20 protein-coding genes are annotated in these 25964 nt (G+C 34.7%); 4 read left to right on the forward strand and 16 right to left on the reverse strand.

What is annotated here, in order from left to right; translation table 11 throughout:
• Nucleotides 1-561: 561 nt before the first annotated feature.
• The 4 genes from rpmH to IPJ23_14330 all read left to right on the forward strand — a co-directional run bounded on the left by rpmH (nucleotide 562) and on the right by IPJ23_14330 (nucleotide 5807).
• Nucleotides 562-708, forward strand: coding sequence for a 50S ribosomal protein L34 (rpmH, locus tag IPJ23_14315; protein MBK7631851.1), 147 nt, complete (start codon nucleotides 562-564; stop codon nucleotides 706-708).
• Between the two features lie 5 nt (nucleotides 709-713).
• Nucleotides 714-1109, forward strand: coding sequence for a ribonuclease P protein component (gene rnpA, locus IPJ23_14320; protein ID MBK7631852.1), 396 nt, complete (start codon nucleotides 714-716; stop codon nucleotides 1107-1109).
• Between the two features lie 103 nt (nucleotides 1110-1212).
• Nucleotides 1213-3060: a membrane protein insertase YidC gene (gene yidC, locus IPJ23_14325; GenBank protein ID MBK7631853.1), complete on the forward strand. Its 1848-nt coding sequence runs from the start codon at nucleotides 1213-1215 to the stop codon at nucleotides 3058-3060.
• A gap of 38 nt (nucleotides 3061-3098) precedes the next feature.
• Complete coding sequence (locus IPJ23_14330) at nucleotides 3099-5807, forward strand: patatin-like phospholipase family protein (protein ID MBK7631854.1); 2709 nt, start codon at nucleotides 3099-3101, stop codon at nucleotides 5805-5807.
• A gap of 10 nt (nucleotides 5808-5817) precedes the next feature.
• On the opposite strand, the gene IPJ23_14335 is transcribed toward IPJ23_14330, so the two are convergent.
• The 16 genes from IPJ23_14335 to IPJ23_14410 all read right to left on the reverse strand — a co-directional run bounded on the left by IPJ23_14335 (nucleotide 5818) and on the right by IPJ23_14410 (nucleotide 25899).
• The gene (locus IPJ23_14335) at nucleotides 5818-6270 is read right to left on the reverse strand and encodes a DUF1569 domain-containing protein (GenBank protein MBK7631855.1); all 453 of its coding nucleotides are present in this window, start codon (nucleotides 6268-6270) and stop codon (nucleotides 5818-5820) included.
• A gap of 55 nt (nucleotides 6271-6325) precedes the next feature.
• Complete coding sequence (hemL, locus tag IPJ23_14340) at nucleotides 6326-7621, reverse strand: glutamate-1-semialdehyde 2,1-aminomutase (protein ID MBK7631856.1); 1296 nt, start codon at nucleotides 7619-7621, stop codon at nucleotides 6326-6328.
• A gap of 88 nt (nucleotides 7622-7709) precedes the next feature.
• Complete coding sequence (locus IPJ23_14345) at nucleotides 7710-9473, reverse strand: bifunctional metallophosphatase/5'-nucleotidase (GenBank protein MBK7631857.1); 1764 nt, start codon at nucleotides 9471-9473, stop codon at nucleotides 7710-7712.
• A 97-nt stretch (nucleotides 9474-9570) separates the two neighbouring features.
• Complete coding sequence (locus tag IPJ23_14350) at nucleotides 9571-12825, reverse strand: PD40 domain-containing protein (GenBank protein MBK7631858.1); 3255 nt, start codon at nucleotides 12823-12825, stop codon at nucleotides 9571-9573.
• Between the two features lie 237 nt (nucleotides 12826-13062).
• On the reverse strand, nucleotides 13063-14370 hold the full coding sequence (locus IPJ23_14355) for a pyridoxal phosphate-dependent aminotransferase (GenBank protein ID MBK7631859.1): 1308 nt from the start codon (nucleotides 14368-14370) through the stop codon (nucleotides 13063-13065).
• Complete coding sequence (locus IPJ23_14360; protein ID MBK7631860.1) at nucleotides 14363-15691, reverse strand: lysine 2,3-aminomutase; 1329 nt, start codon at nucleotides 15689-15691, stop codon at nucleotides 14363-14365. Before IPJ23_14360 ends, IPJ23_14355 begins: the two co-directional genes overlap by 8 nt.
• Nucleotides 15692-15791: 100 nt before the next feature.
• Complete coding sequence (locus IPJ23_14365; GenBank protein MBK7631861.1) at nucleotides 15792-16478, reverse strand: DUF2461 domain-containing protein; 687 nt, start codon at nucleotides 16476-16478, stop codon at nucleotides 15792-15794.
• A 7-nt stretch (nucleotides 16479-16485) separates the two neighbouring features.
• The gene (locus IPJ23_14370) at nucleotides 16486-17781 is read right to left on the reverse strand and encodes a T9SS type A sorting domain-containing protein (protein ID MBK7631862.1); all 1296 of its coding nucleotides are present in this window, start codon (nucleotides 17779-17781) and stop codon (nucleotides 16486-16488) included.
• A 78-nt stretch (nucleotides 17782-17859) separates the two neighbouring features.
• Nucleotides 17860-18276 (reverse strand): hypothetical protein, encoded by a 417-nt coding sequence (locus IPJ23_14375; protein ID MBK7631863.1) that lies wholly within the window; start codon nucleotides 18274-18276, stop codon nucleotides 17860-17862.
• Nucleotides 18277-18445: 169 nt separating this feature from the next.
• Nucleotides 18446-19249 carry an MOSC domain-containing protein gene (locus IPJ23_14380; GenBank protein MBK7631864.1) on the reverse strand — a complete coding sequence of 268 codons (804 nt, stop codon included), beginning with the start codon at nucleotides 19247-19249 and terminating at the stop codon, nucleotides 18446-18448.
• A 1-nt stretch (nucleotide 19250) separates the two neighbouring features.
• A complete protein-coding gene (locus IPJ23_14385; protein ID MBK7631865.1) occupies nucleotides 19251-20618 on the reverse strand; it encodes a TIGR00341 family protein in 1368 nt (455 codons plus the stop codon).
• A 53-nt stretch (nucleotides 20619-20671) separates the two neighbouring features.
• Nucleotides 20672-21898, reverse strand: coding sequence for a metallophosphoesterase (locus tag IPJ23_14390; protein ID MBK7631866.1), 1227 nt, complete (start codon nucleotides 21896-21898; stop codon nucleotides 20672-20674).
• A 12-nt stretch (nucleotides 21899-21910) separates the two neighbouring features.
• Complete coding sequence (locus IPJ23_14395) at nucleotides 21911-22906, reverse strand: glycosyltransferase family 9 protein (GenBank protein MBK7631867.1); 996 nt, start codon at nucleotides 22904-22906, stop codon at nucleotides 21911-21913.
• Between the two features lie 44 nt (nucleotides 22907-22950).
• The gene (hemB, locus tag IPJ23_14400) at nucleotides 22951-23937 is read right to left on the reverse strand and encodes a porphobilinogen synthase (GenBank protein ID MBK7631868.1); all 987 of its coding nucleotides are present in this window, start codon (nucleotides 23935-23937) and stop codon (nucleotides 22951-22953) included.
• Complete coding sequence (gene hemG, locus IPJ23_14405) at nucleotides 23938-25317, reverse strand: protoporphyrinogen oxidase (GenBank protein ID MBK7631869.1); 1380 nt, start codon at nucleotides 25315-25317, stop codon at nucleotides 23938-23940.
• Nucleotides 25318-25452: 135 nt separating this feature from the next.
• Complete coding sequence (locus tag IPJ23_14410) at nucleotides 25453-25899, reverse strand: thioredoxin family protein (protein ID MBK7631870.1); 447 nt, start codon at nucleotides 25897-25899, stop codon at nucleotides 25453-25455.
• Nucleotides 25900-25964: the final 65 nt, after the last annotated feature.

The raw sequence follows: 25964 nt of genomic DNA on the forward strand, positions 1-25964 counted from the left end.
AGTTGAAAGCGTATAAAGTGATAATTAAAATGAAAAATTCTTTTATTTAATAGAGCTAAAAAAACAAGTTAACAAGTTGTTAACATTATTAAACACCAGATAAACAGCTGTTTTTCAATGATTTACAAGGATTATTTTCATGTTATCAAACAAGCTAAGGTAATAATTACCTGATTTTAAGATTACTTTATTGTGTGAAACGTTTTCACATTAAGAAGTTATCCACAGGTTATAAACACAAAAAGAACACACCAAAGATTAGTAAAAAATAGATACAAAACTTTATATCGGCAAGTTTATTTAAATATATTTTTTTCTTTCGATTAAAAAAGTTTATCTATGTTATTTTGCTTAGCCTTTGCCAAGGCAAATACTTAGAAATTGCGCTAAAACAGTGCTCTTTATTAAAAATTATAAGTTGTTACGCCAAAGCAACCTCTTTTTATATAGAAGATTGAAGATACTTATTTTAGATTTAGTGCCAACTAAACTTTAAAATTGTTGGAAAAATTTGAATCTATCTATATTTTTGCAAACTTTATGTAAAATAGGAGTAACAAAGTGAAAAGAACATTTCAGCCAAGCAACAGAAAAAGAAAAAATAAGCATGGCTTTAGAGAAAGAATGAAAACAAAAAACGGTAGAAAAGTTTTAGCAAGCCGAAGAGCAAAGGGAAGAAAAAAACTTACCGTTAGCGATGAGATGTAGTTATTTTGAAAAATTTTTCTTTATCCCAAAACGAAAGGGTTAAAAAGAAAAGTGATTTTGAAAAAATTTATAGCGCGGCAAATGTTTTGTTTAGTTCGGATCGATTGTTAAAGGTGCATTTTTTATGTGTTGATAGCGATACCTCAGAAGTAAAAATAGCTGCGGCAGTATCAAAAAAATCAGGCAAGGCTGTTTGGAGAAACAGGGTTAAGAGATTAATTAAAGAGTCTTACAGAATTAATAAGAATCCTTTATTAGAAAAAGTTTTAAATAAAAGCATTCATTTGTTTTTAGTTTTTTCTCCAAACAGACTATCTGAAGCGAGTAATAAGAATATATATTTGAGAGATATTTCTCCAGGTGTTGTTGAACTGATGAATAAAATCATACAACAGATTTAATAGGTTATTTTGAAAAAAAAACTTCAAAAAAAAACTACACTTCATAGCACGCCGGAATTAATTAAGATTTCTTCAACTGTAATTTAATATTAGAGTTTTATAGATGGATAAGCAAACAACAATTGCATTTATTTTAATTGGCGCCATTTTAGTATTGTGGCTTTATATAAGCGCACCCGACCCTAATCAGCAACCAAAAAAAAATAATGAAACCACTCAAAACAAAGACACCGTTAATTTAAGTTCTAATGACAGCGTTGTCGAAGCAAAAACAATTCCCGAAGAAATTAAGACCGAAATCGTAAACATTGGCAATCCAAATATTCCAGAAGAAACGCTTATAATCGAAACACAATTAGCTCGATTTGAGCTATCAAACAAGGGCGCAAACTTTAGAAAAATTTTCCTATCAAAATTTAAAAACTGGTATTCTGCAAATAAAAATGGAGACACAAATTATAACAACTATGTACAGCTTATAGATTATAATAAAGGCGGATCTTACGATTTATCTTTTGTTTCTACTGATGGAAAAGGCATTAATACAAAAGAAATAACCTTTGCATCAGATAAAACTGGCGGCATGTATAAAATAAATAAAGAGGATTCTTTAATTGTTAATTATTCTTTTGAGCTAGAGCCAGGCAAAACCCTTACAAAATCATACACCTTTTTTGGAAGTCTGTATGAAGTAAAAAGTAAAATTTCTTTTGCAGGATTTACTAATGTTATAAGCAATAATTCTTATGATCTAATTTGGAGTAATGGAATACGCTCTGTTGAAAAAAATTCTGTTGATGAGGCTAACTACTCAAATGCAAGCGTGTATTATGGTGATGAACAGGTAATTGTTAATGCTTCTACAGTTGGGGAAAAAGAAGTAAAGGAATTCCGCGGAAGGGTTGATTGGCTTACGGTTAGAAATAAATATTTTGCCGCAATTATAATTCCAGACGATCCTAAAAAAGTTGAAGGTGCTTACATTGAAGGAATACAAGAAAAAAGAGGCGCAGATGGATTACATGAAAAATACGATGCAAGACTAACGCTTCCATTTCAAAACCAATCTTTAGAAACACAATCATTTACTCTTTATATCGGCCCCGTTGATTATAAAGAACTTGAAGCCTATGGAAGAAACTTAGTTAAGATTGTTGATTTTGGTAGTTTTTTTGGGTTAAAATTTATTGTAAGACCGATTGCAGAATATTTATTGCTGCCACTATTTCAGTTTATTAACTCGTTCATCCCAAACTATGGAATTGTTCTAATCATCTTTTCAATAATCATTAAGATAGTTGTTTATCCACTTACAAAATCCAGCTATCAATCAATGAAAAAAATGCAAGCCCTGCAGCCCAAGATTACAGAGTTAAAAGAAAAACTTAAGGATGATCCACAAAAGATGAATAAAGAAACTATGAAGCTTTACTCAACATATGGTATCAATCCAGCGGGCGGTTGTTTGCCGATGTTATTGCAGATGCCGATTTTTGTTGCTCTTTGGGGAATGTTCCAATCAGCGATAGATTTACGTCAGCAGCCTTTTGTTGGGTGGATTACGGACCTTTCACAACCGGATGTAATTTTTCATCTTGGGACCAAGTTGCCGCTTATTGGAATACAGGACATTAGTGGATTAGCCTTATTGATGGGCATTACAACGTTTGTACAACAAAAAATGACAGTTAAAGATCCAAAGCAGCAAGCATTAATTTATATGATGCCAATTATGCTTACGCTTCTGTTTATGAGTTTTCCATCCGGATTAAACTTATATTACTTTATGTTTAACGTTTTGTCTATAGCACAACAATATTATATTAATCATCAGGGTGGAACAGTTGAACTCGTTCCTGTTGCAAATCCAAATAAGAAAAAAGGATTCATGTCTAAACTAATGGAAGCTGCAGAAGAACAAACTAAAGGTCAACAAAAGAAAAAGAAATAGATTTTAACAGGCTCTGTTTTTTTAACCTAAATAATTAAATGAGAGAACAGATAAAAATATTATTTTTAGTACTTGTATTATTTTTCTCAAATAATTTTGGTCAAACAAAATACATACTATCGCTAAATGTTATTGAAAAAAACCTTCCTTTTGGATTAACCGAATTCATACCTGCGCAGAAACCTAAGGTTGCATTTGCTCTTAGCGGTGGAGGCGCAAGAGGGCTTTCTCAAATCGGGGTTTTAAAAGCTTTTGAAGAAGCTGGAATTAAACCCGATTTAATTGTCGGCACAAGCATGGGCAGCATTGTTGGTGGAATGTATGCCGCTGGTTACACAATTGATCAGGTTGATTCTATTGCCCGTGATACAGACTGGAATGATCTGCTTACTTTAAAAACACAATCCAACAGAAGAGATTTATTTGTTGATCAAAAAGTTACTGAAGACAGAGCAATCTTTTCACTAAGGCTTGATGGGCTTAATCCGATATTACCAACTTCGTTTAATGATGGTCAAAAACTATCAAATTATTTAAATGTAATCGCGTTTAATGCGCCACTTCACTCAGAAGCTTCATTTGATTTACTTGCGATAAAATTCCGAGCGGTTTGTACTGATCTTATTACTGGCAAAATGGTTTTGATGGATCGAGGATCATTAAGCAATGCATTACGAGCAAGTTCGAGCGTTACTTTTTTTCTATCTCCAGTAAAAATGGATTCGTTGTTATTGGTTGATGGCGGCCTTGTTGCAAACATTCCTGTTGATGTGGCAAAGAACAACGGTGGTGATTTTGTTATAGCGGTTAACACAACCAGTGACCTTTGGCCGGAAGAAAATCTTTCAACACCATGGATTGTTGCCGATCAAATAGTTAGCATTCCAATGAAACAAAACAATACCGAGCAGATAAGCAAGGCAGATTTTGTAGTTAGTCCAAGACTAAACAATATACTTTTAACAGATTTTAATAGGGTTGATAGCCTAATTTCTCTTGGCTATCAATCAGCAAAACCACTGGTTAATACACTAAAAGAAAAAATAGATTCTGCCAATTACAACTCCCTTATAGAAGGAGAAAAATATTTTTATAAAATAAAGCTAAGTGACAACTTATCTTTAAAGGAGAAGGCGTTCTTTTTTGGATATGAATCAATGGATTCAATATCTAACAAAAAAATCAACTACGATCTGTACAAGCTTTTTGAAACGGGTGACTATAAAAATTTATCAGTACAAATTAGCATTACCGAAGAAGCGTCGATTATTGATCTTATAAAAGAAGAGAGCCCGCTAATTGGCAATATTGATTTAATTGGGATTTCATTAATTCATTCCAATAAAATCAGTGAAATATTCTCTTCATTAAAGGGAAAGCACTTTTCAGGGAGGCAAGTTCTTGCCGCAGTAATTAAGCTCATTCAGTTATATAGAGATGAAGGATACTCACTTGCAGAGATTCAAAGCATTGAATATAACCCGGATGAAAAGCGATTAAAAATCTTTGTTGATGAAGGGCTAATTTCTCGCGTTGATGTAGCAGGAAACAACACCACGAATAAAAATGTTATAACAAGAGAATTTGATTTTAATGCGGGAGATTTTTTTCGTATTCAAGAAGTACAAAGGGGATTGATCAACCTTAGAAGCACCAAACTATTTGATAACATTGACGTTGTTGTGAAAGAAGATAACGGGCAAAACATTCTTATTATAAGCGTAGATGAAAAACCATCAAGCCTGCTAAGAATAAGTTTTAGAAGTGATAATGAATACCGCACCCAATTGGGATTAGATGTACGGGATGAAAATTTATTTGGTACCGGAACAGAGCTTGGATTAATATTATTTGGCGGACTTAATAATCGCGCAATTATACTAGAACAAAAGGCAAATAGAGTTTTTGATACTTATTTTACTTATAAAATTAATGCGTTTTATAGATTTAACGATGTGAAGGTATATTCAGAGGATAAGACCTTAAAAAGCAAAAATTTTTCTCGTGTTGAAACCGGAATGTATCGGCAAATATTTTACGGGATATCGCTTGGCGTCGGAACCCAGGTGGGTCGTTTTGGTAATCTGATTTTTGAAGGCAGATATCAGTTTGATGAAATTAAAAACATAGAAAATAATTCAACCGATCCATTTAAAACAAAAATTGTGAGCTTAAAAATTTCATCAACCATCGATACGCAGGATAAATATCCATTTCCAGAAAAAGGGGTTTATTTTTCTGGGTTTTACGAAACTGCGTTTTCAGTATTGGGCGGAGAAGTTGGCTACAGCAACATTAGTTTTGAGTATAAAAATTATTTTCCTTTATTTAACCGCTCTGTCATCTCTCCAAAAATAAAATTTGGATTTGCAGATAAAACCCTTCCACTAAGCCAACAATATTCACTTGGTGGACAAGAATCCTTTTTTGGTATGCACGATTATGAATTTAGGGGAAGACAAATATTTCTTGCGTCTTTAATGTATCGATACAAATTACCCATTGTAATTTTCTTTGATACATATTTAAATATTAGATATGATTTGGGGCGAGCTTGGCCTGAGCAAGATCAAATTAAATTTAAAGATTTAAGACATGGAATTGGCGGATCTATTGCCTTTGATACACCAATTGGTCCCGCCGAATTTGCTGTTGGACGAAGCTTTTTACTAAGAAAAGATATTCCCCAAAATCCAATTAGCTGGGGAGATGTTTTATTTTATTTTTCGATCGGATATTACTATTAAATACTTAAGATCACACACCAAATTGATTTAGATGGTGATCGAGATGCTTATAAAAAAGATTGTTCCACTCGTCTTTAGTAAGTGCCCCAAATGAATGAGATTCTTTGTTATGAAATTTAGCCGCACCAAGTTCTTGAGTTTTTAAAATATAATTAATTAACCGACCTTTCTCTGTTTCAAAAATTTTATCATCATTAACTTTAAATTCAGGCGCGGTGGGGCTATCTTTTTTATAAGGTTTTTCTCCAACCACAACAGGTTTAACAAATATTTTAAGAATAAAACTCTTTAATGTATTTGGCTTCGGGTGAATCTTATCATAAACTAATTCATATGTTACATTACAGTGTGCAAGCATTTGTGCGGCGTTCATTTTTCCCCACTGTCTTTTTGTGCCCGCATCTAGTTTATTAATTCTACTTATAATTTCTGTTGTTACTGTTGGATCAAAGATATTTTTCATTTTCAAATTTCCTATTAATTAAATCAACAAATTCTACACTAACTTGAAACAGTATTTAACTTAAAAGCTGAGCAACGCTTTCCTTATGTGCCTTAATCGTTTTATCCAAATCTTCTTTTGTATGCGCTGTTGAAACAAATAACGCCTCAAACTGTGCTGGCGCAAGGTAAATTCCACGATTTAACATTTCGTGAAAATATTTTCCATACAATGCAGTATCAGAAGTTAAAGCAGATTTAAAATCATTAACTGGTTTTTCTGTAAAGAACAGACACATCATAGAACCAACACGATTCATTGCATAGTTTTTTCCAACAGAGTTTAAGTTTTCTTTAAATCCGTTTTCCAGATACATCGAAGCTTTTTCTAACTGTACATAAATTTCGGGATGTTCTTTAATATGTGATAGCGCAGCAAATCCTGCACACATTGCAAGCGGATTTCCGCTTAATGTTCCCGCCTGGTAAACCGGACCGCTAGGCGAAAGCATTTCCATAATTTCTCGCTTACCGCCAAATGCACCAACAGGTAAACCGCCGCCTATAATTTTTCCGAATGTAGAAAGATCAGGTTTAATTCCTAAAATTTCCTGTGCTCCTCCGGACGCAACACGAAAACCCGTCATTACTTCATCAAATATTAAAACGATGCCCTCTTCATTACAGATTCCTCTTAACTCAACAAGAAATTCTTCGTTAGCCTGCACAACGCCCATATTGCCGGCAATTGGTTCAATAATTATCGCTGCAATTTGTCCGCGGTATTCTGTTAAAAGTTTTTTGATTGACGCTATATCGTTGTAGTCGGCAAGCAAAGTATCGGCAGCATTCCCCTTTGTAACGCCCGGAGAAGTTGGAACACCAAGAGTCAATGCGCCGCTTCCAGCTTTAATTAGAAAATAATCAGCATGCCCGTGGTAACAGCCTTCAAATTTTATAAACTTATCTTTACCAGTATAACCGCGTGCAGCACGAACAGCACTCATTGTTGCTTCGGTTCCACTGTTAACCATTCTTACCATTTCAACAGATGGAACGAGCTCGGTAATTAGTTGAGCCATCTTGACTTCCATTTCGGTCGGCGCGCCAAAACTTGTTCCGTTTTCAAATGTTCGTTTTAATGCCTCTTTAATAAAAGGCGGATTGTGTCCAAACAAGTGAGGTCCCCAGCTACCTATGTAGTCAATGTATTCATTACTATCAACATCATAAAACTTTGAGCCTTTGCCGCGCTGGATGAATAGCGGATCACCGCCAACTGATTTAAATGCTCTTACCGGTGAATTAACCCCACCAGGAATAAATTTTTTAGCTTCCTCGAATAGTTGTTTGCTTTTAGTTGTGTTCATAATTTCCTCGAAAAAATGGTAGGCGGATTTTCATGATTTATTATGATCATAACTGATCAGTCGTATCATTAAAATCAGCTTACTATTGTGTTTATTTGAATAATAATTGATAATCTTTTTGTTTACCGGATTTCCAGAAATTTTCCGGTTCAACTTTCCAGGTGCCGATAACTTTTGGTTCCACTATTTGTTTGTTTTCAATCCACCTCATTAAAAAGTAGCGTAAATCTTTTTCTGTCGAGTTGAGAACCCTTTTAGATAATTCTTCCTGCGGTATTTTTGCACCACGAGTAAGATGACCGCCGCCGCCGTTACCGCGATAAGAATTTATTGCCACTTTATATTTTTTGTTTAGATCAAATACATTCCCGTTTGAAAACTTAATAATATTGATTCTATTGCCTGCCGGTTTCGTAACATCAACTACATATTCAATTCCCGCTGCGGAATCAAAATTATAAAATCTTTCTTCAAGTTCCGGTGATTTTGATCGTTCGGAATATTTTAAGTTTCCATTTCCATCAAGTTTAAATTTTAGTAAATGATCGTTTTCATCTTTCATTTGGTTCATCCAGTTCCAGTAAGAATACTCGAGATAATCTTTTATTTCCTTCCCGCTTAATTCCATTGTGTATAAAAAGTTTTCGTATCTGTATAGATCAAACATATCACCAGTATAAATTTTTCCTGCATCAATTTTAGCGTTAAATGAAAGTGGCGCAGTAAAGGAAACATCTGCATTTGTTAACTCAAACTGAACAGTGTGAATTAAATCTACAAACTTTGATGGGCCAAACATAGATTCGCGCGAGGAAATCATTTCTGTGAACTCACCGACTGGGCGAGAAATATAGTTTCTCACTTCTGTTAGATTTTTACTAAAGTGATTTACAAAATTCTGATCAACAGCATAGTCTTTCATGTTAACCAGTTCACCAATAATCTCTTTCTTATCATAAATCATACATATTTTATCATACTTCAAAGTGTAGCTTGCAACGGCAACGTTTTGTGCGCTCGATGTTGTTCCAAGAATCAAAACTTCTTTTCCAGACGGATTCTTAGTCTTAATATTCCAACCAGCATGATCATGCCCCACAAATATTAAATCGAAGCCATCAACTTTTTCTGCAACAAGACGAGAAGCGTTTTCATTTTTATATGTGTTTTCATCTTCATCGTTATAGGTGTAATCAATGCCAGAATGAAATAAACCAATCATTAAATCTGGCTGCTCAGTTTCTCGTATTTTCTTAATCCATTTTTGAGCCGTTTCTATCATATCGTCAAAGCGCATTCCGCTCCAAATTTTTTCCGGAAGCCATTGAGGGATTGCCGGTGTAATCAACCCAAGCACAGCAATTTTTACTCCGTTTTTTTCGATTGTAGTATAGGGTTTAAAGTAGGGCTCGTTTGTTGTAGTATTAATTATATTAGCGGCCAACCACGGAAAATTTATTTCTTTGTTAAACTTATCATAAACATCGTGCCCTGTTTCAATATCATGGTTACCAATCGTTGCGGCATCATATTTCATATAATTCATTACATTGGCGTAAAGATTTATTGTATCGGTTTTCTCAAAATTATAATAATATACAGCAGGATTTCCTTGAATTATATCCCCGTTATCTAAAAGAAAAACAATCTGATTTGTATCTGCACGCTGTTGATTAACATAAGTTGAAACACGTGCGAGCGAAGAGTTAATTTCGCTGTTGTCCTTTAAGCTGTAAGGAAAAATTGCACCGTGCACATCACTTGTTTCAATAATCTTTACTGTTACAGATTGCGCAAAAGTTGTAAAACTTAGAAAAAGGGCAAGGACAATAATATTTAAGAATCTATATATCATTTTTATTTTCCAATTGATTTTTGTTTGCAAGATAATAAAATGATTGTTAACAGATTATAAAAAAAAAGCGATCATTTATGATCGCTTTTAGTTTCATTTATCTTTTTTCATATTGAGGTTGCTTTGGGTTTATCGGTGGATTTAGTTTATGCAACCTCATAACTTCATCAATCGCTTTTTCAAGCTGCGTGTCAATCCCCCTTGATAGTTGTGCGGCATCTTCAAGAACTTCAATATCAGGATCTACGCCGTGACCTTCTTTAAACCATTTTCCATCGGGATCGTACATTCTAAAAGTTGGCACAGTAACACTGCCTCCATCAATTAAATTTGGAGCGCCGGTAATCCCAATTAATCCACCCCATGTTCTCGTTCCAATTAGAGGACCAACGCCAGATTTTCTAAAATAATCCGGAAACGCATCTCCACCGGAACCACTCCAGCCGTTTATAAGCATAACCTTAGGACCAATGTTTGCGGCAGACGGCCATTGCCAGTTGTTTCCATCTCTTACCGCAAAGAAATTGAGCGGTTTTCTGTTTAGCAGTTCTACAAAACGATCTGGAATTTGTCCGCCGTCATTAAACCGCTCATCAATTATTAACCCCTCTTTAGAATACTGCGCATAGAATTGTCTTACAAGCTCATCCTGTCCATCAATTCCGGTGCTCGGCACAAAGACGTATCCAATTTTTCCGCCGGTAGCCTCATCAACTCTTTTTCTATTAGATTCAATCCACTCAAGATTTCTTAATCGTGTTTCATCACTCATTGTTTTTATTAAAATATTCCATGCTCCATTAATTGATGGGTTATCATTTACGGTAAGTTCAATTGTTTTATCAGCTAGTCCTTCAAATGCTGACCATGGATCCTTTGTAACATCAATAGAAACACCATTAACAGCAAGAATGTAATTACCTTCATTAACTTTTAAACCTGATTCATCAAGCGGTGAACGGACTTCTGAATCCCATTGCGCTCCACGCACAATTCTTTTAATCATGTACACACCGTTCTTCAACTCCCAATCAATACCAAGATAGCCAACCTGTCTTCTAAGAGGCGTTTCATCATCACCGCCGCCACGATAGGTGTGAGAGGCATTTAGTTCCGCTATAAGTTCTCCAAGAACATGATTAACATCAGATCTTGTTACCGCGTTATCAATCAATGCCCCGTATTGTTTCCTCATTGCACTCCAATCAATACCATGCATGTTTTTATCATAAAAGTAATCTCTTTCCAATCTCCAGACATCTGTAAATATCTGTTTCCATTCATCTCGCGGCACAACTGTCATTTCAAGTTGATTTGTTGGAAGCTTTTTATCCAGCTTCTGATCAGGAGCAACATCAACAACGGAATACACTTTTTGTTTTAACAGCAATATCTTCTTTTCATCTGCAGAAATTTGAAACGCATCAGCATCATCCACAATCGTTTTTTCTTCACGCTTTTCTAAATCAAAATAACAAACAGGTTTTTTCTTGTCATCAGAGCCATTATTAGGCATTCGATGAAAAACGACTTTACCTGTTACGGTTTGTAAGTATACTATGTTTCCTGCTGCAGGCGGCAGTATTACAATGCGTTGTTCAAATCCATCAAAATCTATTTTAACTTCTTTTACATTTGGCACATCCTTTTTTTCTTCTTTCTTCTGATCTTTATTTGCCTCGCTCTTCTTTTCTTCCTCTTTCTTTACGATGCTTGAATCATTTTTTGGTGCCAGAGGAGATGGAATCACTTTTGTTAAAGTAACGGCAGCAATTTGAGTTGAGTTTGGATAAATCCATGTATTATCAAAATCACTGTAAACAGGCTTATAATTTCTGTTGGTTAAGAAGAATAAATATTTACCATCTGGATCAAACACAGGTTTTGCGTCATTATAATATCCAGAAGTAGCCTGATGAATCTTTTCTTCTTTTGTATCGAAGATTGCAATTGCAGTCGTCCTACTATCAAGCTCTTTTTCATAAGCAAGATATCTGCTATCTGATGACCAGCTTACTGAAAAGTTTCGAAGCGCTCCCTCATACATCCATTTTTGTTTATCAACTTTTATCGTCTTGTCTCTAGCCATATCGTAAATATAAATTGTCATTGTCTGATCAATAAAAGCTAGAGCATTACTGTTTGGCGACCAGAATAATGAATATCGAAACCCGGCACCTAGAGAAGTTAGCTTTTCTTCTTTTGATGGCTTTTCCAAATCGCGGATAGTTAGCTCATATTCACCAGATTTATCTGAGAAGTATGCGGCGTATTTTCCGTTTGGAGAATAGGCGGGAAATCGTTCTGCAACGCCTGGAGATTGAGTTAGATTAATTACGGGACCGTTTTCAGTCGGAACAGAAAAGACTTCACCTCTTGCTTCAAACAAAGTACGATTACCGTTGTATGATAGAGAAAAACCCTGAATCATTTTTTCAACGTTTTCATTTCGTTCCATTAAAGTAGACTCATCTGTCACAACATTAATATTTACCACTTTATGTTTTTCTGTTGTAAGATCAAGCAGATACAAGAGCCCGCCTGCTTCAAAAACAATTTCACCATTTCCGATTGATGGAAAGTGAATATCAAAATCCTCAAAGCTTGTTAGTTGTTTTATTTGTTTTGAGGTAAGATCATAAGACCAGATATTATTTCTTTTATTCTCACCACGATCGGATAGAAAATAAATTTTGTTTCCGCTCCACATTGGCAGTTCATCATTTGCTATGTTGTTAGTTATGTTTTCCGCAGTTTTTTTCTCAACATCAAAAATAAAAACATCAGTTGCCATTCCTCCCAGATATCTTTTCCATGTTCTAAATACGCGGGACTTTGGAGTGTAAGCAACTTTATTTCCATCGGGTGATATAACGCCAAACTCACCATAAGGCAGTGGAAGTTTTTCCGGCAATCCGCCAGACTTTGATACTTTGTAAAATTGACTGAAACGCTGCTTGCCGCTTTCTCGAGACGAAGCAAATAGCAGAGAGTTTCCATCTGGGTACCAATCCAACAATCTGTCGGCCATTCCGTGGTGAGTAATTCTTAGAGGCAATCCGCCAAGCGAAGGCATAACATAAATATCAACATTGCCACTATAATTTCCGCTAAATGCTATTTGTTTTCCATCGGGTGAAAATCTTGCGAGCAATTCAGTTCCTTTTGCAGAGGTTAGTTTATAAGCGGTTCCGCCTTCTTTAGCAACAATCCAAATATCGCCGCCATAAGTAAATGTAATATGTGTCGCCGACACATCGGGAAACTGCAGCATTCTTGCATTAACCTGTGCAGAAATAGTCCCCACAAGGGAAACAAAGAGGAGTAAAAAATAGAAGGTAAATTTATTCATAATGTCCTCAGAAAATTTTTTAATAATTATAGTAATGAACAACTAGTTGATTTTTGATCGAACAAAATTTTTTAGAGCAAAGCAATGACAAAAGTTACTTAAAATCATGTATAATTATAATAAAGGTATGCTGAGCGGCGGGATATTTTAATAGGCGGTAAGTATTTACAAGAAATTTTTGTCAACCAAGCGTTTTTTTTACTATTGTGATAGCGATAAAACGAAAACACAAAACAGTTATATTTTCACCCAGTTACAAATTAAATCAATAGCTTCAATAATATGCGAGCAATTTGTATTGATAAAATTCTCATCGGGGGTTTTATGCGGTGGAAATGTTTCTATAGCTGCTAATGCCTTTGAGCCATCAAAGTCTACATAAGCAAGACGCGCTGTAAGCTCTTCTTCGGGTCTTCCAAACACACTGCCAGGCAGCAAAGCAACACCTGTTTCTTCTAAAAGTTTTTGGACAAGCTGGTAACTGTTTGTTATTGCACGTTTTTTAAGTTTTGCAGCGTGCTTATTGAAATTGCAGAATAGATAAAAACCTCCTTCTGGCGCTGGCGCTGTTATGCCTGCTCTATCTAATTTTTTATGTATATGAAATCCCAGAGATTTTAAAACTTTTCTGGAATTCCACAAATATCTTTCTATTCCAATTCCGCCTCTAAAAGCGCAAACTGCTGCATATTGGATGGGCGCACTTGTAGAGGTAAATGTTTCACTTGCAACAGAAGCCATCGCATCAAGCAACCAGTTAAGTGAAGGTGGAAAATTAAAAGTTCCCAATCTCCATCCACCAGCTCCGCACCACTTACTTAATCCGCTTGAAATTATAGTTCCTTCGGGATAAAATTTTGCAATAGAAACATGATTGCCTTCAAAGTTTAGCTCGCCATAAATTTCATCGGATAACATTATAAGACGGTATTCCTTTGCAACCTTTGCCAGATCCCTTAATTCGTTTACAGTATAAGTAGCACCCGTTGGATTGGAAGGGTAATTTAAAATTACTAATCTTGGTCTATCAGGATCGTCTTTACAAAGATTTTCTAAATCTTGCGGTGTAATTCTCCATTTGTTTTTTTCAGTTGTGTTAAGCCAGGAAACATTTCTTCCAATAAATTTTGCTTGTGGCGCATAAGAGACCCAACTTGGTGTAGGAATAACCAAATCACCATAATAAACAAACTGCAAAAGAAACATTAATTCCTTTGAGCCGGGCCCGATTAAAACATTGTTTACGTTTCTTCTAATATCATTTCTTCGGGAATGATAATCCGCAACAGCCTGCCTTAATTGTTTTAACCCTCTAACAGGTAAATAATCTTTTTGATGAGCATTAACCTTTAGTTCATCAACAACCATTTGTGGAACAGGAAAAGGCGATTGCCCAAGACCAAGTTTATATACTTTTCTTCCTTCACTTATTAACTTGTTAGAGATTTCATTTATCAACAAAGTTGCTGATAGCGGCGCACCGCGAACATTTAAGTTTAAACTTATATCAAAATTGCCGTTGTTGTTTTTACCGACCTTATTCATAATCAACTTCTATTTCTTGAGGTGAAACAAATGTGTTTAATTCATCTGTAAAGAAAAACTTTTCTTCTCCAAATGCCGGTTTTAAATCCGTATACCAATTTGCTGTATCGTCGTATTCTGCAAAAAACGGTCGAGCAGCCCAATCAGAGTTTCTCCCCTGTATCATTCTAAAGACCATAACTTTTTCATCTTTTATTTCGCTTACACCAATCAACTGCACTTTACCCGGCAGGCAAGACATACTTGGACCGCGCACGGTTCTGCAAATTCCGCTTACATTTTGATATGCTTCTCTAAAAAGTTTCCAAGCATCAACAAGCGGAATTGAAAAATAATGTTGCGCCCCGGTGTTCCGTGCAACAAACATATAATAAGGAACACAGCCAAGCTCAACTTGCTTTTTCCACATTTCCGCCCAAAGATTTGGCGAATCATTTATATGTTTTAGTACAGGCGATTGCGTTCTGATAACCGCACCAGTATCATTAATTTTTTGGATTGCCTGGGCAACAGCTTCGCCGCTTAGTTCAACCGGATGATTGAAGTGCGCCATCAGCGCTAAATGTTTTCCAGCTTTTTTTACATCCGAAAACAATCTTAATAAATCATCTGAATCATTATCAGTTAAGAATCTATATGGCCAATAGCCAAGTGCTTTTGTTCCAATTCTTATATTTCTTAAGTGTTCAATATTTGCGTTAAGCAATGGACGAATATAAGTTTCAAGATGTTTTGTTTTCATAATCAGCGGATCGCCGCCGGTAAATAAAACATCCGTCACTTCTTCATGAGCTTGCACGTATTTTACTAAATGTTCTGATTCTTTAGATGCAAATTTTAAATCATCTATTCCTACAAACTGAGGCCAGCGAAAACAAAAAGTACAATAAGCGTGACATGTTTGTCCCTGACTCGGAAAAAACAAAACGGTTTCACGGTACTTATGCTGCATACCGTAAAGTTTATCGCCTTCTATCGTCGGCACGTTATGCTCTAGCTGTCCAGCAGGGTGCGGATTAAGCTGCAACCTTATTTCATTAGCGACTTCTTTTATTTTTGTTTTATCGGCTCCGCTATTAATTACGCGCTTAATCTGTTCATAATGATGAGGTCGCAGCATATCTTTTTGCGGAAAAGTAAGCTTAAACATTGGATCATTTGGTATGTTGTTCCAATCTATAAGACATTCAACAACATAATTATTTGTTTTAAATGGAAGAACTGAGCCAACAACTTCTATAGCTTCAATAAATTCAGGAGGAATTGAATGTATCTGGGGGATGTTTTTGAAGTTGTGAAGCATAAATGAACCGTACTTCATCTTTCATCTCCTTTCTGATTTGTATTGCTAACCTACGAATTAGACAGGTATAAGAGAATAATTTTGTTGCAAGATAAGATATTTATCTAGAAAAGCAAGATTAAACAAGATTTTCTACAAACCACTTATGAAGAGGATAAGTTTCTTTAAATAGTTTATAAGCAAAACCAATGGGATCTTTTTTTATTAGCTCATCAAAAGAGGAGCTTTCATAAGACACATAAAGACCGCTATGTAAAAGTAGTTCGCTGTATTTGTATTCAGGATCATATCCACGAGGAGTTTTCTTGTAAGTTCTACCACCCAACTTTATTTTCTTTTTCTTTAAAAGAGCAGAAATTATTTCATTTAATAGTTCTCCCTGAGTTGGATCAGAAACAATTTCACGATATTTCTTTAATTGTTCTTTTGTAAACATGTACATTCCCGTTCCAAGAAAAAATAGTTTTGGCTCGATGTGAAAATAGAAACCGGAACATTCCATTTTCTTTCCACGCCCTTCCCAAAAGTACAAACCTAGATTAGTTTTAAACGGGGCTTTGTTTTTACTAAATCTTACATCACGATAAAGCCGAAAAATTGATTTGTCAATTTTTGGGATTGCATTAATGTTTGGAGATATTTCAGAAAGTTTTTCACCCAGATCAATTACAAATTGCATGGCAGGCTGCAAAAATTCAAAATCATAACGTACTCTATTTTTTTCAAACCATTCCTTGTTGTTATTTTTAGAAAGAGCAGTTAAAAATTTTATAGTTGATTGTGGAAAAGTAATTTCATTTTTCATATTTGCCTCATTTTAAGTAAATAATCTTTCGTGTTACTAAGGTTTCCCCGGAAACTAAAACTAAAATATATACACCGCTTGAAAGAGATCGTTTTGCTTGCTCGAAATCAAACGTAAACTCATAAATACCCCAATTAAAATCTCGATCAACCATTGTTAGAATTTCATTCCCAAGCACATCAAACAATTTAATTTGTGCCCGGGCAGGCACATCATAATCTGGCGTAATAGCAGAAACTTGAAAAGTTGTTTTTTCTGAAAAAGGATTGGGGTGATTTTGTAATAGTTCAAAAACAGGCTTATTAACACCAGGTTTTTTAAAAGATATAAACTTTAATAGTGCACCATCTTCTCCGCAAGCAAAACCGGTGTACTTATCCACAAATTGAAGATCGTAAATAGTTGTACTATCTGGAGTAAGTTCTTCAACCCATGTATCACCGCTATTACCTGTATGTAAAAATTTATAGCCAGAAGCAGACCATCCTTCTTTATCATCTTGAAAATCAATCGTAAATGATAATCCTAGAAGTGGAAGTGCTGTTGAGTTCCAACTCAAACCTCCGTTTGTTGTTTTTAATTTGCTTATCTGATAAAACCCCTCTGGATCCCCCGAAAGAGCGAGCGCATTTAAGGAATCAAAAATAAAAACATCAAATATCTGATCGGGGCTTAAGCCGAGATAGGACCAATTGTCTCCACCATCGGTGGTTCTCCAAATAACCCCGGCTACGTCAATCCTCCCCCCGCAAGCGTATCCAAAGGTATTGCTATAGAAAGCAAAATTGTTGATTGGTAGCGTAGAAACACCGCCGGGTTCAATAAAGGACTTTTGCCACGATATTCCTCCGTCAGAGGTTTTTTTTACTCCATTGCCACCAACAACCCCAACGTGCTCATTAAAAAAATAAATTGTGTACATAATTTCATTAAGAAAAAAAGTAGAATCTTTAAACCAAGTTGAACCGCCGCTTGTGGTTTTCAAAACAGTTGTTCCAAATGGAGGTGTTTGAGGGTGAGTTAATGCCCAGCCTAAATTTTCATTTAGAAAAAATAGATCTACAAGCGGAGTTGTTACTGTACTGTTTTGTAAAACCCAGGTGTTGCCGCCATCGCTTGTGTGCACTATTGCGCCGGAAAGACCGATTGCCCAGCCGTTGTTCTGATCAAGAAAAAATATTTTTCTTAAAACATCGTTTGTTGGCGAGGTAAGCTTTTCCCATTCGCTTGTTCTTTGCCCAAAAGAAATAGTTGATAAAACAAAAATCAAAAACACAAAGCAAATATTATTTAAGCGATTCATTAACATTCAGACGAGTGTGATTAGAATAATTTTTAGTTGATGTTAAGTTAAAATCATTCGCTTAGATATTAAAGGACATTAATAGAGTTTTGCCTCAACCTTTCCCGCTAAAACCGCTTTATAAAATAAACCGCAAAGTCTTTTAACTCGCTGGCTATCATCATACAACGCGGATGTTTTTACAGCAAAAACTCCGCGAGCGTCTCCAATCTTACAGAGCGAAAGCGCAGCAAGAATTCTTATCTCTTCGCACTCCGCATTATGCAACAAAGCCATAAGAGGAATAACAGATTTTTTACAGCAAAACTCTCCAATTAAATAGGCACAGGAAGCCGTTAATCCTTTATTGCAGGATTGCAATCCAATCAATAAGTTTTCAGAAATTTGGTTCTCGTTCAATACTCTTGTAAGCATAGGAACAGGTTGTGAAAACAAATCTTTGCTTAAAAATAGAACGGCAAAAAGTATTATTAAAAAAAACAACAATTTTTTCATGATTTTTTCCTTACTATTCGATTATAAAAATAGTTTCAAAAATAACTTGGCTTTTAAATAACAGGCTCACAAGAGATTGGGGATAAGTGGCAAAAACGGATTAAGAGAAATGTTTATAGTGTGATGGAACTAGTACTTGTTTTATGCACTAAACGAAACAAAGAATTAGCTAACAAATAACAATTTTTTCATTAAGAGAAATCTTGCCGGTTTTATGGCAAATCAAATTCATTCCAAACATAATTTTATTGTTTGTCTTTCTGTATGTAGATAAAGTTTTTAAGGGCTCATCATTTCTGATGGCTGTTTGTTGGTCGATGGTGGTGATTACACATCTTGCGCAAGGCTTTACGGCTTTAAATTCAGTATTGCCAATTTTAAAATCTTTCCAATCATCTTCTTCATAAGGGTCCCCACCTGTAAAAACAAAGTTTGTTCTAAAGCGATTCATTGGAATTGGTGTTTGCAATCTGGAATTTAAATCATCTAATGAAGCCTGCCCAATTATTAAAAATGGATATGCGTCTGCAAAACTTACGATGTGCGCTTCATTAATATACTTTTTTTCAACAATTCTTTGTTCAGCATCAGGCATGTAAACCAAAGAACATTTTTTGTTGATTGCACTTGAGAACCAAATATCTAAATCTTTATTTACAACAAAGGCATTACAAATATCATCCCAAATTTTAACTTTAATTGTTTCATTCGATGTTGATCCAAAGGGAATAAATATCTTAGAATTATTTTGACTATTCAAAACATTAAAACCATTATCAGAAAAGGATAGTTTTAAAAATGCCATTTGCGGATAATCGCGCTGAGTAATAAACTCTGCGTTTTCATCTACAAGCAAAAAGCGTCTATCGTATTTTAATCCACGTTCTCCAACTTCAGATGATTTAAGACTTATCCCCCCAAGTGATTTAACAGGATAAACAAATATCTGCGATAATATTAATTCATGTTTCATATTATTGTATAACCAACCGGATGTTCTCATACTTTGTTCTAACAGACAACCATTCTTTTAGTTTTTTAATCTCAGAGGAAGATGGTTTTGTCTTAAAGCGCGCATAGGCAAAAGCAAGAGTATCTGTTTTTTGTTTTACTAAATCAGTAAGGATTGTTTTGTTCATGGTAAACTCAGATAGATTTTTGTTCAGCGTTTTAAGCTCTTTGGAAAGATCTTCAACCGGAAAAGATTCTGATTTTAATCTGCTGAGTTCACTTTCAAGTAAAGTGATTTTTTTGTCTTTGTTTTTAATTAGCTCTTCATTCTTTCTATATAAATCTTCAATTACCCCTGTGCGCAAAGTATTTATATCAACCTTTTCAGAATTTATTCCCTGCCGAATTTTAAATTCTGTATCAACAAGTCCGTAGTTTTTTAATTTAGATTTTACATTCTCAATAAGCTTTGGTTCAAGCGTTTCTCCGAGTAAAAAGACCTCAATCATAGACTTTTCGCCCTTATATGAAATGTTTCTGCTTACAATTTGAGAGTTTTCAAAATTAAGTTCATAAGCAATAAATCTGTTTGCGTTCCTTTCAAAGATGCTTTGATTAACAATATTATAGGCCATTACAAGGCTTGGAATAACTGTGATTATTACTACAATAAGGATGGATCTTCTTACTCTTCTTTCCGCAACACTATCAACAAAAGCACTTTTCTTAAATTTTAAAAACCGAACAATTATAAAAGCCGATAAGCTAATAAACACGCTATTTATAAAAAACAAATAAAATGCACCTATAAAATAATAGAAGTTGCCCGTAGCCAATCCAAAGCCGGCAGTACAAAGAGGAGGCATTAAAGCTGTTGCAATTGCAACGCCAGGAACAACATTGCTGCTGCTTTTTCTTGTTGCTGCAACTATTCCGGCAAGACCACCAAACAAAGCTATAAGCACATCCCAAATGGTTGGTGTGGTTCTCGCTAATAATTCAGATTGGGCATCACTAAGCGGACTTATAAAAAAATATGTAGTTGAGGCGATTACACTTATTATGACAGCAATTCCTAAATTTTTATATGCTTTTTTAATTAGCTGAAAATCATTAATCCCTATACCCAAACCTATTCCCATAATAGGCCCCATTAATGGTGAGATTAACATTGCACCGATAACTACTGCGGTAGAATTAACATTAAGCCCGATAGATGCAATGAAGATGGCAAAGATTAACACCCAAAGATTAGTTCCCCGAAATTCCACCCCCTTCTTTATTAATTCAACTATTTCTTGTTCATTTGCTTTGTCTTCACTCAGATCAAATCTTTCATAAACGAACTCTTTAATTAAAACAAGGATTCTATTATTTTTGTCTATGATCATCTAGTTGCTCTTATTATATAATAAATTTTTGCTAAAGATAATAAAAGGGTTAATCAATTATTACGCAAGTTGATTAAAACAATTTCGGGAGTTGAGTTATATCTAACCGGCGCAAGGGACATTCCCAATCCACCGCAAACAACAGCAAGCATATTGTTAAAGTAAAAATCACCTTTAACATATTTTGTTTCTACGAGTGTAGGAGTAAGTTGAATAAACGGAAACAACAAAGTTATTTGTCCACCGTGCGTGTGTCCGGCAAGAAACAAATCGTATTTGTTTTTTACTGCGTTGTCAATCAAAAATTGCTGCGGTTGATGAGTTAAAAATATTTTAAAATCAGCTTTGTTGGACGAGGCAACATTTTTAAGAGTTGTCTCGGAAATATCAGAAACATAGGTATTGGTAATAAATGTAATTCCCACTCGTGTTGAATCTATTTCAAAATAACGTAACTCATTGTCAATCATTTCAACATTATTATTACTTAAAGCGGTTTCAACTTCACGCAAACTTCTAACATAATCTTTTCTATAGGCCCAATTATCATGATCACCCACACAAGAGTATGTGCCGAATTTAGATTTAATTTTTCCAATGTACTTTGCAGCGGTTTCAATATAATCCGGAGTTGAAGTAATCACATCCCCAGCAATTAAAACTAAATCGGGATTTTGTTGATTTATTTTATCAACATATCGCTGTAATCTTTTGTCATCGGTGTATCTATCGGCTTGCACATCAGAGATAAAAGCAATTTTAAATCCGACCAATTCTTTTGGAAGATTATTCTTCTTAAAATCAACAATGCGCACATCAACGGTGTTATAATCATAAATCATTCTTGCTGGTATATAAAAAATAAAAATCAACACCAACAGTAAGAATATTTTTACTTGCAGTGGGTAAAGTTTTTCTTTGTGTTTTTTATAAAGTGGATAAAAAACTAACTTCAATAAGTCCACAAAAATAAAAATCACACTAACTTGTAGTATTAAAATGATTAAAACCCAGAATGGATAAAGGAGCAAATAATCAGCGAAAATATTTTGAGGAAAAGAAACCGATTGTTTTGTTAGCGCCGCATAAATTGCGTTAAAGATTAGTATAACAGGATAAAGATTTAACAAAACAAGAAACGAGTAAAGAAATATTTTCTTTTTCTTTGTATCGTAGTTGGGAAATAGAGTTTTAAATACACGATTTAATTTTCTGGTAAAATAATATTCCAATAAAAAAAGAATCACAACACCAATTAACACCCTAATAATTATCCACATAGTATTTTTGCTTTAATTTTTATTTTCACTTAAAAAAGTTTTAGCAAGTTTAAAAACCTCATCAACACCGATACTGTTAATGTTGTTGTCCGTTGCTTTAATATATTTTTGATTTTTTCCTTTTGGCGCCCATTCGTTTGGGCGAGTTGGACCAAAAAGAGAAATCATTTTTACGCCAGAATAACCAGCAATATGCATTGTCCCGGTATCATTTGTAATATAAAGATCAATCATTGATAAAACAGCACCAAGTTTTTTAACAGAAGCATTATGCAAAATTTTGTGTTTAATATTTGTAAGATTTAATTCTTTGCTGATTTCGGTTACAATCTTTTCATCTGTCCAGCCAGAGGTTATTAAAATATTAATATCAAAACTAGAAGTAAGTTTTTTGATAAGTTCGATAAAATATTTTTTATCCCAAATATTAATTTCTTTTCCTGCCCCGGGATGAAACGCAATTGCTTTTTTATTTTTATCTGGAAAGTTTGTTGAGATAAAATTGTTAGCAAAATCTAAATCTGAATCATTAAAATCTATTTTTATAGAATTTATTTCCTCCAAAGATAAATCGCTACCCAGTTGTTTTGCTATATCTAAACTTCGCTTTGTTTGATGCGAATCTTTCCATATAAAATCTGATTTAACATTTAAATATTTGTGTGATTTGTTTTCATTTCCATCAATAGATTTTACACCAACCCGAATTTTTGCACCTGAAATTAAATTAATTATATGCGATGTTCTTGAAAGCACAATTGTGGAAGGCACAATTCCGATTTGATATTTTCGGCTTCTTAATTCTTTTATGAATATTAAAATTGTTTTAAGTGAAGATTTGTTAAAAATTATCACTCTGTCGAGATAGGGATTAATATCAAAAAAGGGAATCTCATAATTTGTTTTTGCAGCCACTAAAGTTACTCTTGCGTCAGGATATTTTTTCTTTAGAGCTTTATAAAGCGTAAGCGAGCACAGCATATCTCCGATTTGATTATGCTGACGCACAACAAGAATATCTTTTACTTTTTTGTGCCGTTTGATTTTAATCGTTACTTTCTTGTTTTGTCAATCCACATTGCCAGATCCTTTGCAAAGTAAGTTAGAAACATATCAGCACCAGCGCGCTTAATTGCAAAAGCAGCTTCAACCATTACGCGCTCTTCATCAATCCAGCCATTCGCCCCAGCGGCCTTAATCATTGCATATTCGCCGCTCACCTGATAAGCAGCCGTTGGCATTCCAAATGTATCTTTTACTTTTCTGATTACATCAAGATAAGCTCCCGCCGGCTTTACCATAACAATATCTGCGCCTTCTTTAATATCTTCTTCAACTTCACGCAAGGCTTCGTTTACGTTTCCGATATCCATCTGATGGGATTTTCTATCACCAAAAGCTGGAGTTGAATCTGCCGCATCTCGAAAAGGTCCATAAAATCCTGATGAATATTTTGCCGCATAACTCATGATTGGAATTTTATTAAAACCTTTATAATCCAAGGCTTTTCTAATTGCCGCAACTCTTCCGTCCATCATGTCGGAAGGAGCTATCATATCTGCACCAGCTTCTGCATGTGATACCGCTTCTTTGGCAAGCAGTGATACAGTTTCATCATTTAATATTTCTTCACCATTTAAAACTCCACAATGCCCATGAGATGTATATTCACACATGCAAACATCAGTAATTATAAGCAAATCTTTTATCTCCGCTTTTATAGCGCGAATTGCTTTTTGAATAATTCCATTTGCATCGTAAGCTTCGGAACCAACGTCATCTTTGTGTTCAGGGATTCCAAATAATATCACAGCCGGAATTCCTAAATCGCGGACTTCTTTGCATTCTTTTACAAGTTCATCTATCGATAAATTAAATACACCGGGCATTGATTTTATTTCTTTTCTAATTTTTGTTCCAGGCACAACAAACAAAGGATATATCAAATCATTTTTTGTAAGCGTCGTTTCTCTAACCAAATCACGCACAAGCGGATTGTAACGTAAACGACGATGACGAATTGTTGGGTAAGTCGACATTTAAACTCCTTTTAAATTTTCAAAAATCTTATTTGCAACTAACTCTGCATTTTTAATACAATCCCCAACTGAAATCCCTCCGCGGAAATTACCGCTAATAAATAACCCAGGGTTTCGTTTTTCAAAATCATCAAAATATCTTTCATGTTCAATGTATCCTAAATTGTATTGCGGAATAGCTTTTTCCCAAAACCTTTCTGATGTAAACATTGGTTTGGCGGTTATGCCCATTAATTCTTCAAATTCTTTTCTAACTTTTGTCAGCAAAGACATTCTCTCCTCATTTACAAAGTCAGGATTTCTTGATCCACCCACAAACAAAGTAAAAGCCGCCTTGCTTTCATCTGTTCTATCTGAAAAGATGATTGAACTCCAAAGCGCACCAAGAAAAGATTTGTTTTCTTTTTCTGGAATTAAAAAACCAAACCCATCCAATTCTTGTTTAATATTTTTTCTATCATAAACTAAATAATAAACTAAAACCGGCGGATAATAAATTGCCCCAGCGTGGGATTTAAATTCTTTATCGTACTTTGTAAAAACATTACTTGCAGCATAAACCGGAATTGTTGAAAGCACCGCATCACAATCAATTTTATTCGTTATTCCGTTTTGTTGATATGAAACAGAATAGCCATTTTCATTTTTATCAACAGAAGTTACCTCACTAGAAATCAGAACACTACTACCAAAATATTTTTCAATTGCTTTTGGAAGAACAGCCATTCCGCTTTTAAATGATAACATTTTTGCTGATTGCTTTGCAACCTCTGCTCGTTTTTTTCTTTCTCTGATGCTGCGAATGGTTCCGATAATTAAGCCACCATATTTTTCTTCAAGAGCATAAAGTTTTGGAAAGGCAGATTTTACACTGAGATCTTCAGGTTTTCCTGCATAAACCCCAGCAACAAAAGGATTGATTGCATAATCTAAAAACTCTTGTCCCAATCTTCGCTTAACAAACTCAGCAAGACTTTGGTAATAGCCATCTTTTGATCTTCCAATAAATGGTTCAGCCATTAAACGAAACTTTGCTTTAGTAGAAAAAAGTTTTGTTTTTATAAGTCCGGGCGGAGACATAGGAAGTGCGTGAAGTTTGTTATCGCGTAATATATATCTTTTGTTTGCCTGTTTGCTAGCGTAAAGAAGTTCATGTTCAAGTTTAAGTTCTTTTATAAGTTGTGCAATAACGGGAGTTGTTTCGAGAGCACTATTTGGTCCGCGATCAAAGAGGAAACCATTTTCAGTTACGCTTTCAATCGAGCCACCTACAGAATTATTTTTCTCAATTAACTTAACATCAAATCCTTTTTTAGATAAAAGATATGCGGTGGTTAATCCGGAAATACCTGCACCAATTACTATTATTTTTTTACTCATTTAGCAAATTGTATTTCTTTGAATTATAGTAGTCAAATTTAGTAAAAGGGCAAGGAATTTAATAGGTAGAATGATGTGGAGTCGATAAAAGTAAAGCCCAGATCACAAATGTTCCGGGCTTTTAAAGATCTTGGTTTACAAAGAACTTTTCAAATCATTAACGTAAGTAACTGGTCCGCCTGGCAAATAACCCGTTGTTTTTACCAAATTGCCGGAAGAATTGAATAACAAAACGGTAGGAAAACCTTGCACGCCATATCTTTGTGCAAGCTGGTTGTTGTAGGCTTTTGTTTCAGCGCTTTGCTCTATGCTACGTGGAAAGTCTAATCTTACTAAAATTAAATTCGCATCTGCATATTCTTTAAACTCTGATTTTGAAAAAACCTCATTGCTTAATTTAATGCACCACTGGCACCAATCGCTGCCAGTGAAATTAACAAGCACAGCCTTGTTTTCCGTTTTTGCTTTTTGCAATGCGGATTCAAGGTTTTCTTCCCAGTTTAAATTATCGTTAGCTCCAGTTTTACTGCATCCTATTAATATTGCTGTTAATAAAATCACGGATAAAAATCCTTTTTTCAATTCGTACTCCTTTTTTGTTTTTCCAAAATGTTTGATTCAAATATTGCAAAATAGATTCCGCATTC

This window comes from Ignavibacteriales bacterium (assembly GCA_016709765.1).
GTDB lineage: Bacteria > Bacteroidota > Ignavibacteria > Ignavibacteriales > Ignavibacteriaceae > IGN3.

Bases quoted from the DNA above. Each gene is read 5' to 3' on its own strand.
- yidC (MBK7631853.1), top strand. From the start codon at position 1,213: ATGGATAAGCAAACAACAATTGCATTTATTTTAATTGGCGCCATTTTA.
- IPJ23_14330 (MBK7631854.1), top strand. From the start codon at position 3,099: ATGAGAGAACAGATAAAAATATTATTTTTAGTACTTGTATTATTTTTC.
- IPJ23_14335 (MBK7631855.1), bottom strand. From the start codon at position 6,270: ATGAAAAATATCTTTGATCCAACAGTAACAACAGAAATTATAAGTAGA.
- IPJ23_14345 (MBK7631857.1), bottom strand. From the start codon at position 9,473: ATGATATATAGATTCTTAAATATTATTGTCCTTGCCCTTTTTCTAAGT.
- IPJ23_14350 (MBK7631858.1), bottom strand. From the start codon at position 12,825: ATGAATAAATTTACCTTCTATTTTTTACTCCTCTTTGTTTCCCTTGTG.
- IPJ23_14355 (MBK7631859.1), bottom strand. From the start codon at position 14,370: ATGAATAAGGTCGGTAAAAACAACAACGGCAATTTTGATATAAGTTTA.
- IPJ23_14360 (MBK7631860.1), bottom strand. From the start codon at position 15,691: ATGAAGTACGGTTCATTTATGCTTCACAACTTCAAAAACATCCCCCAG.
- IPJ23_14365 (MBK7631861.1), bottom strand. From the start codon at position 16,478: ATGAAAAATGAAATTACTTTTCCACAATCAACTATAAAATTTTTAACT.
- IPJ23_14370 (MBK7631862.1), bottom strand. From the start codon at position 17,781: ATGAATCGCTTAAATAATATTTGCTTTGTGTTTTTGATTTTTGTTTTA.
- IPJ23_14375 (MBK7631863.1), bottom strand. From the start codon at position 18,276: ATGAAAAAATTGTTGTTTTTTTTAATAATACTTTTTGCCGTTCTATTT.
- IPJ23_14380 (MBK7631864.1), bottom strand. From the start codon at position 19,249: ATGAAACATGAATTAATATTATCGCAGATATTTGTTTATCCTGTTAAA.
- IPJ23_14385 (MBK7631865.1), bottom strand. From the start codon at position 20,618: ATGATCATAGACAAAAATAATAGAATCCTTGTTTTAATTAAAGAGTTC.
- IPJ23_14390 (MBK7631866.1), bottom strand. From the start codon at position 21,898: ATGTGGATAATTATTAGGGTGTTAATTGGTGTTGTGATTCTTTTTTTA.
- hemB (MBK7631868.1), bottom strand. From the start codon at position 23,937: ATGTCGACTTACCCAACAATTCGTCATCGTCGTTTACGTTACAATCCG.
- hemG (MBK7631869.1), bottom strand. From the start codon at position 25,317: ATGAGTAAAAAAATAATAGTAATTGGTGCAGGTATTTCCGGATTAACC.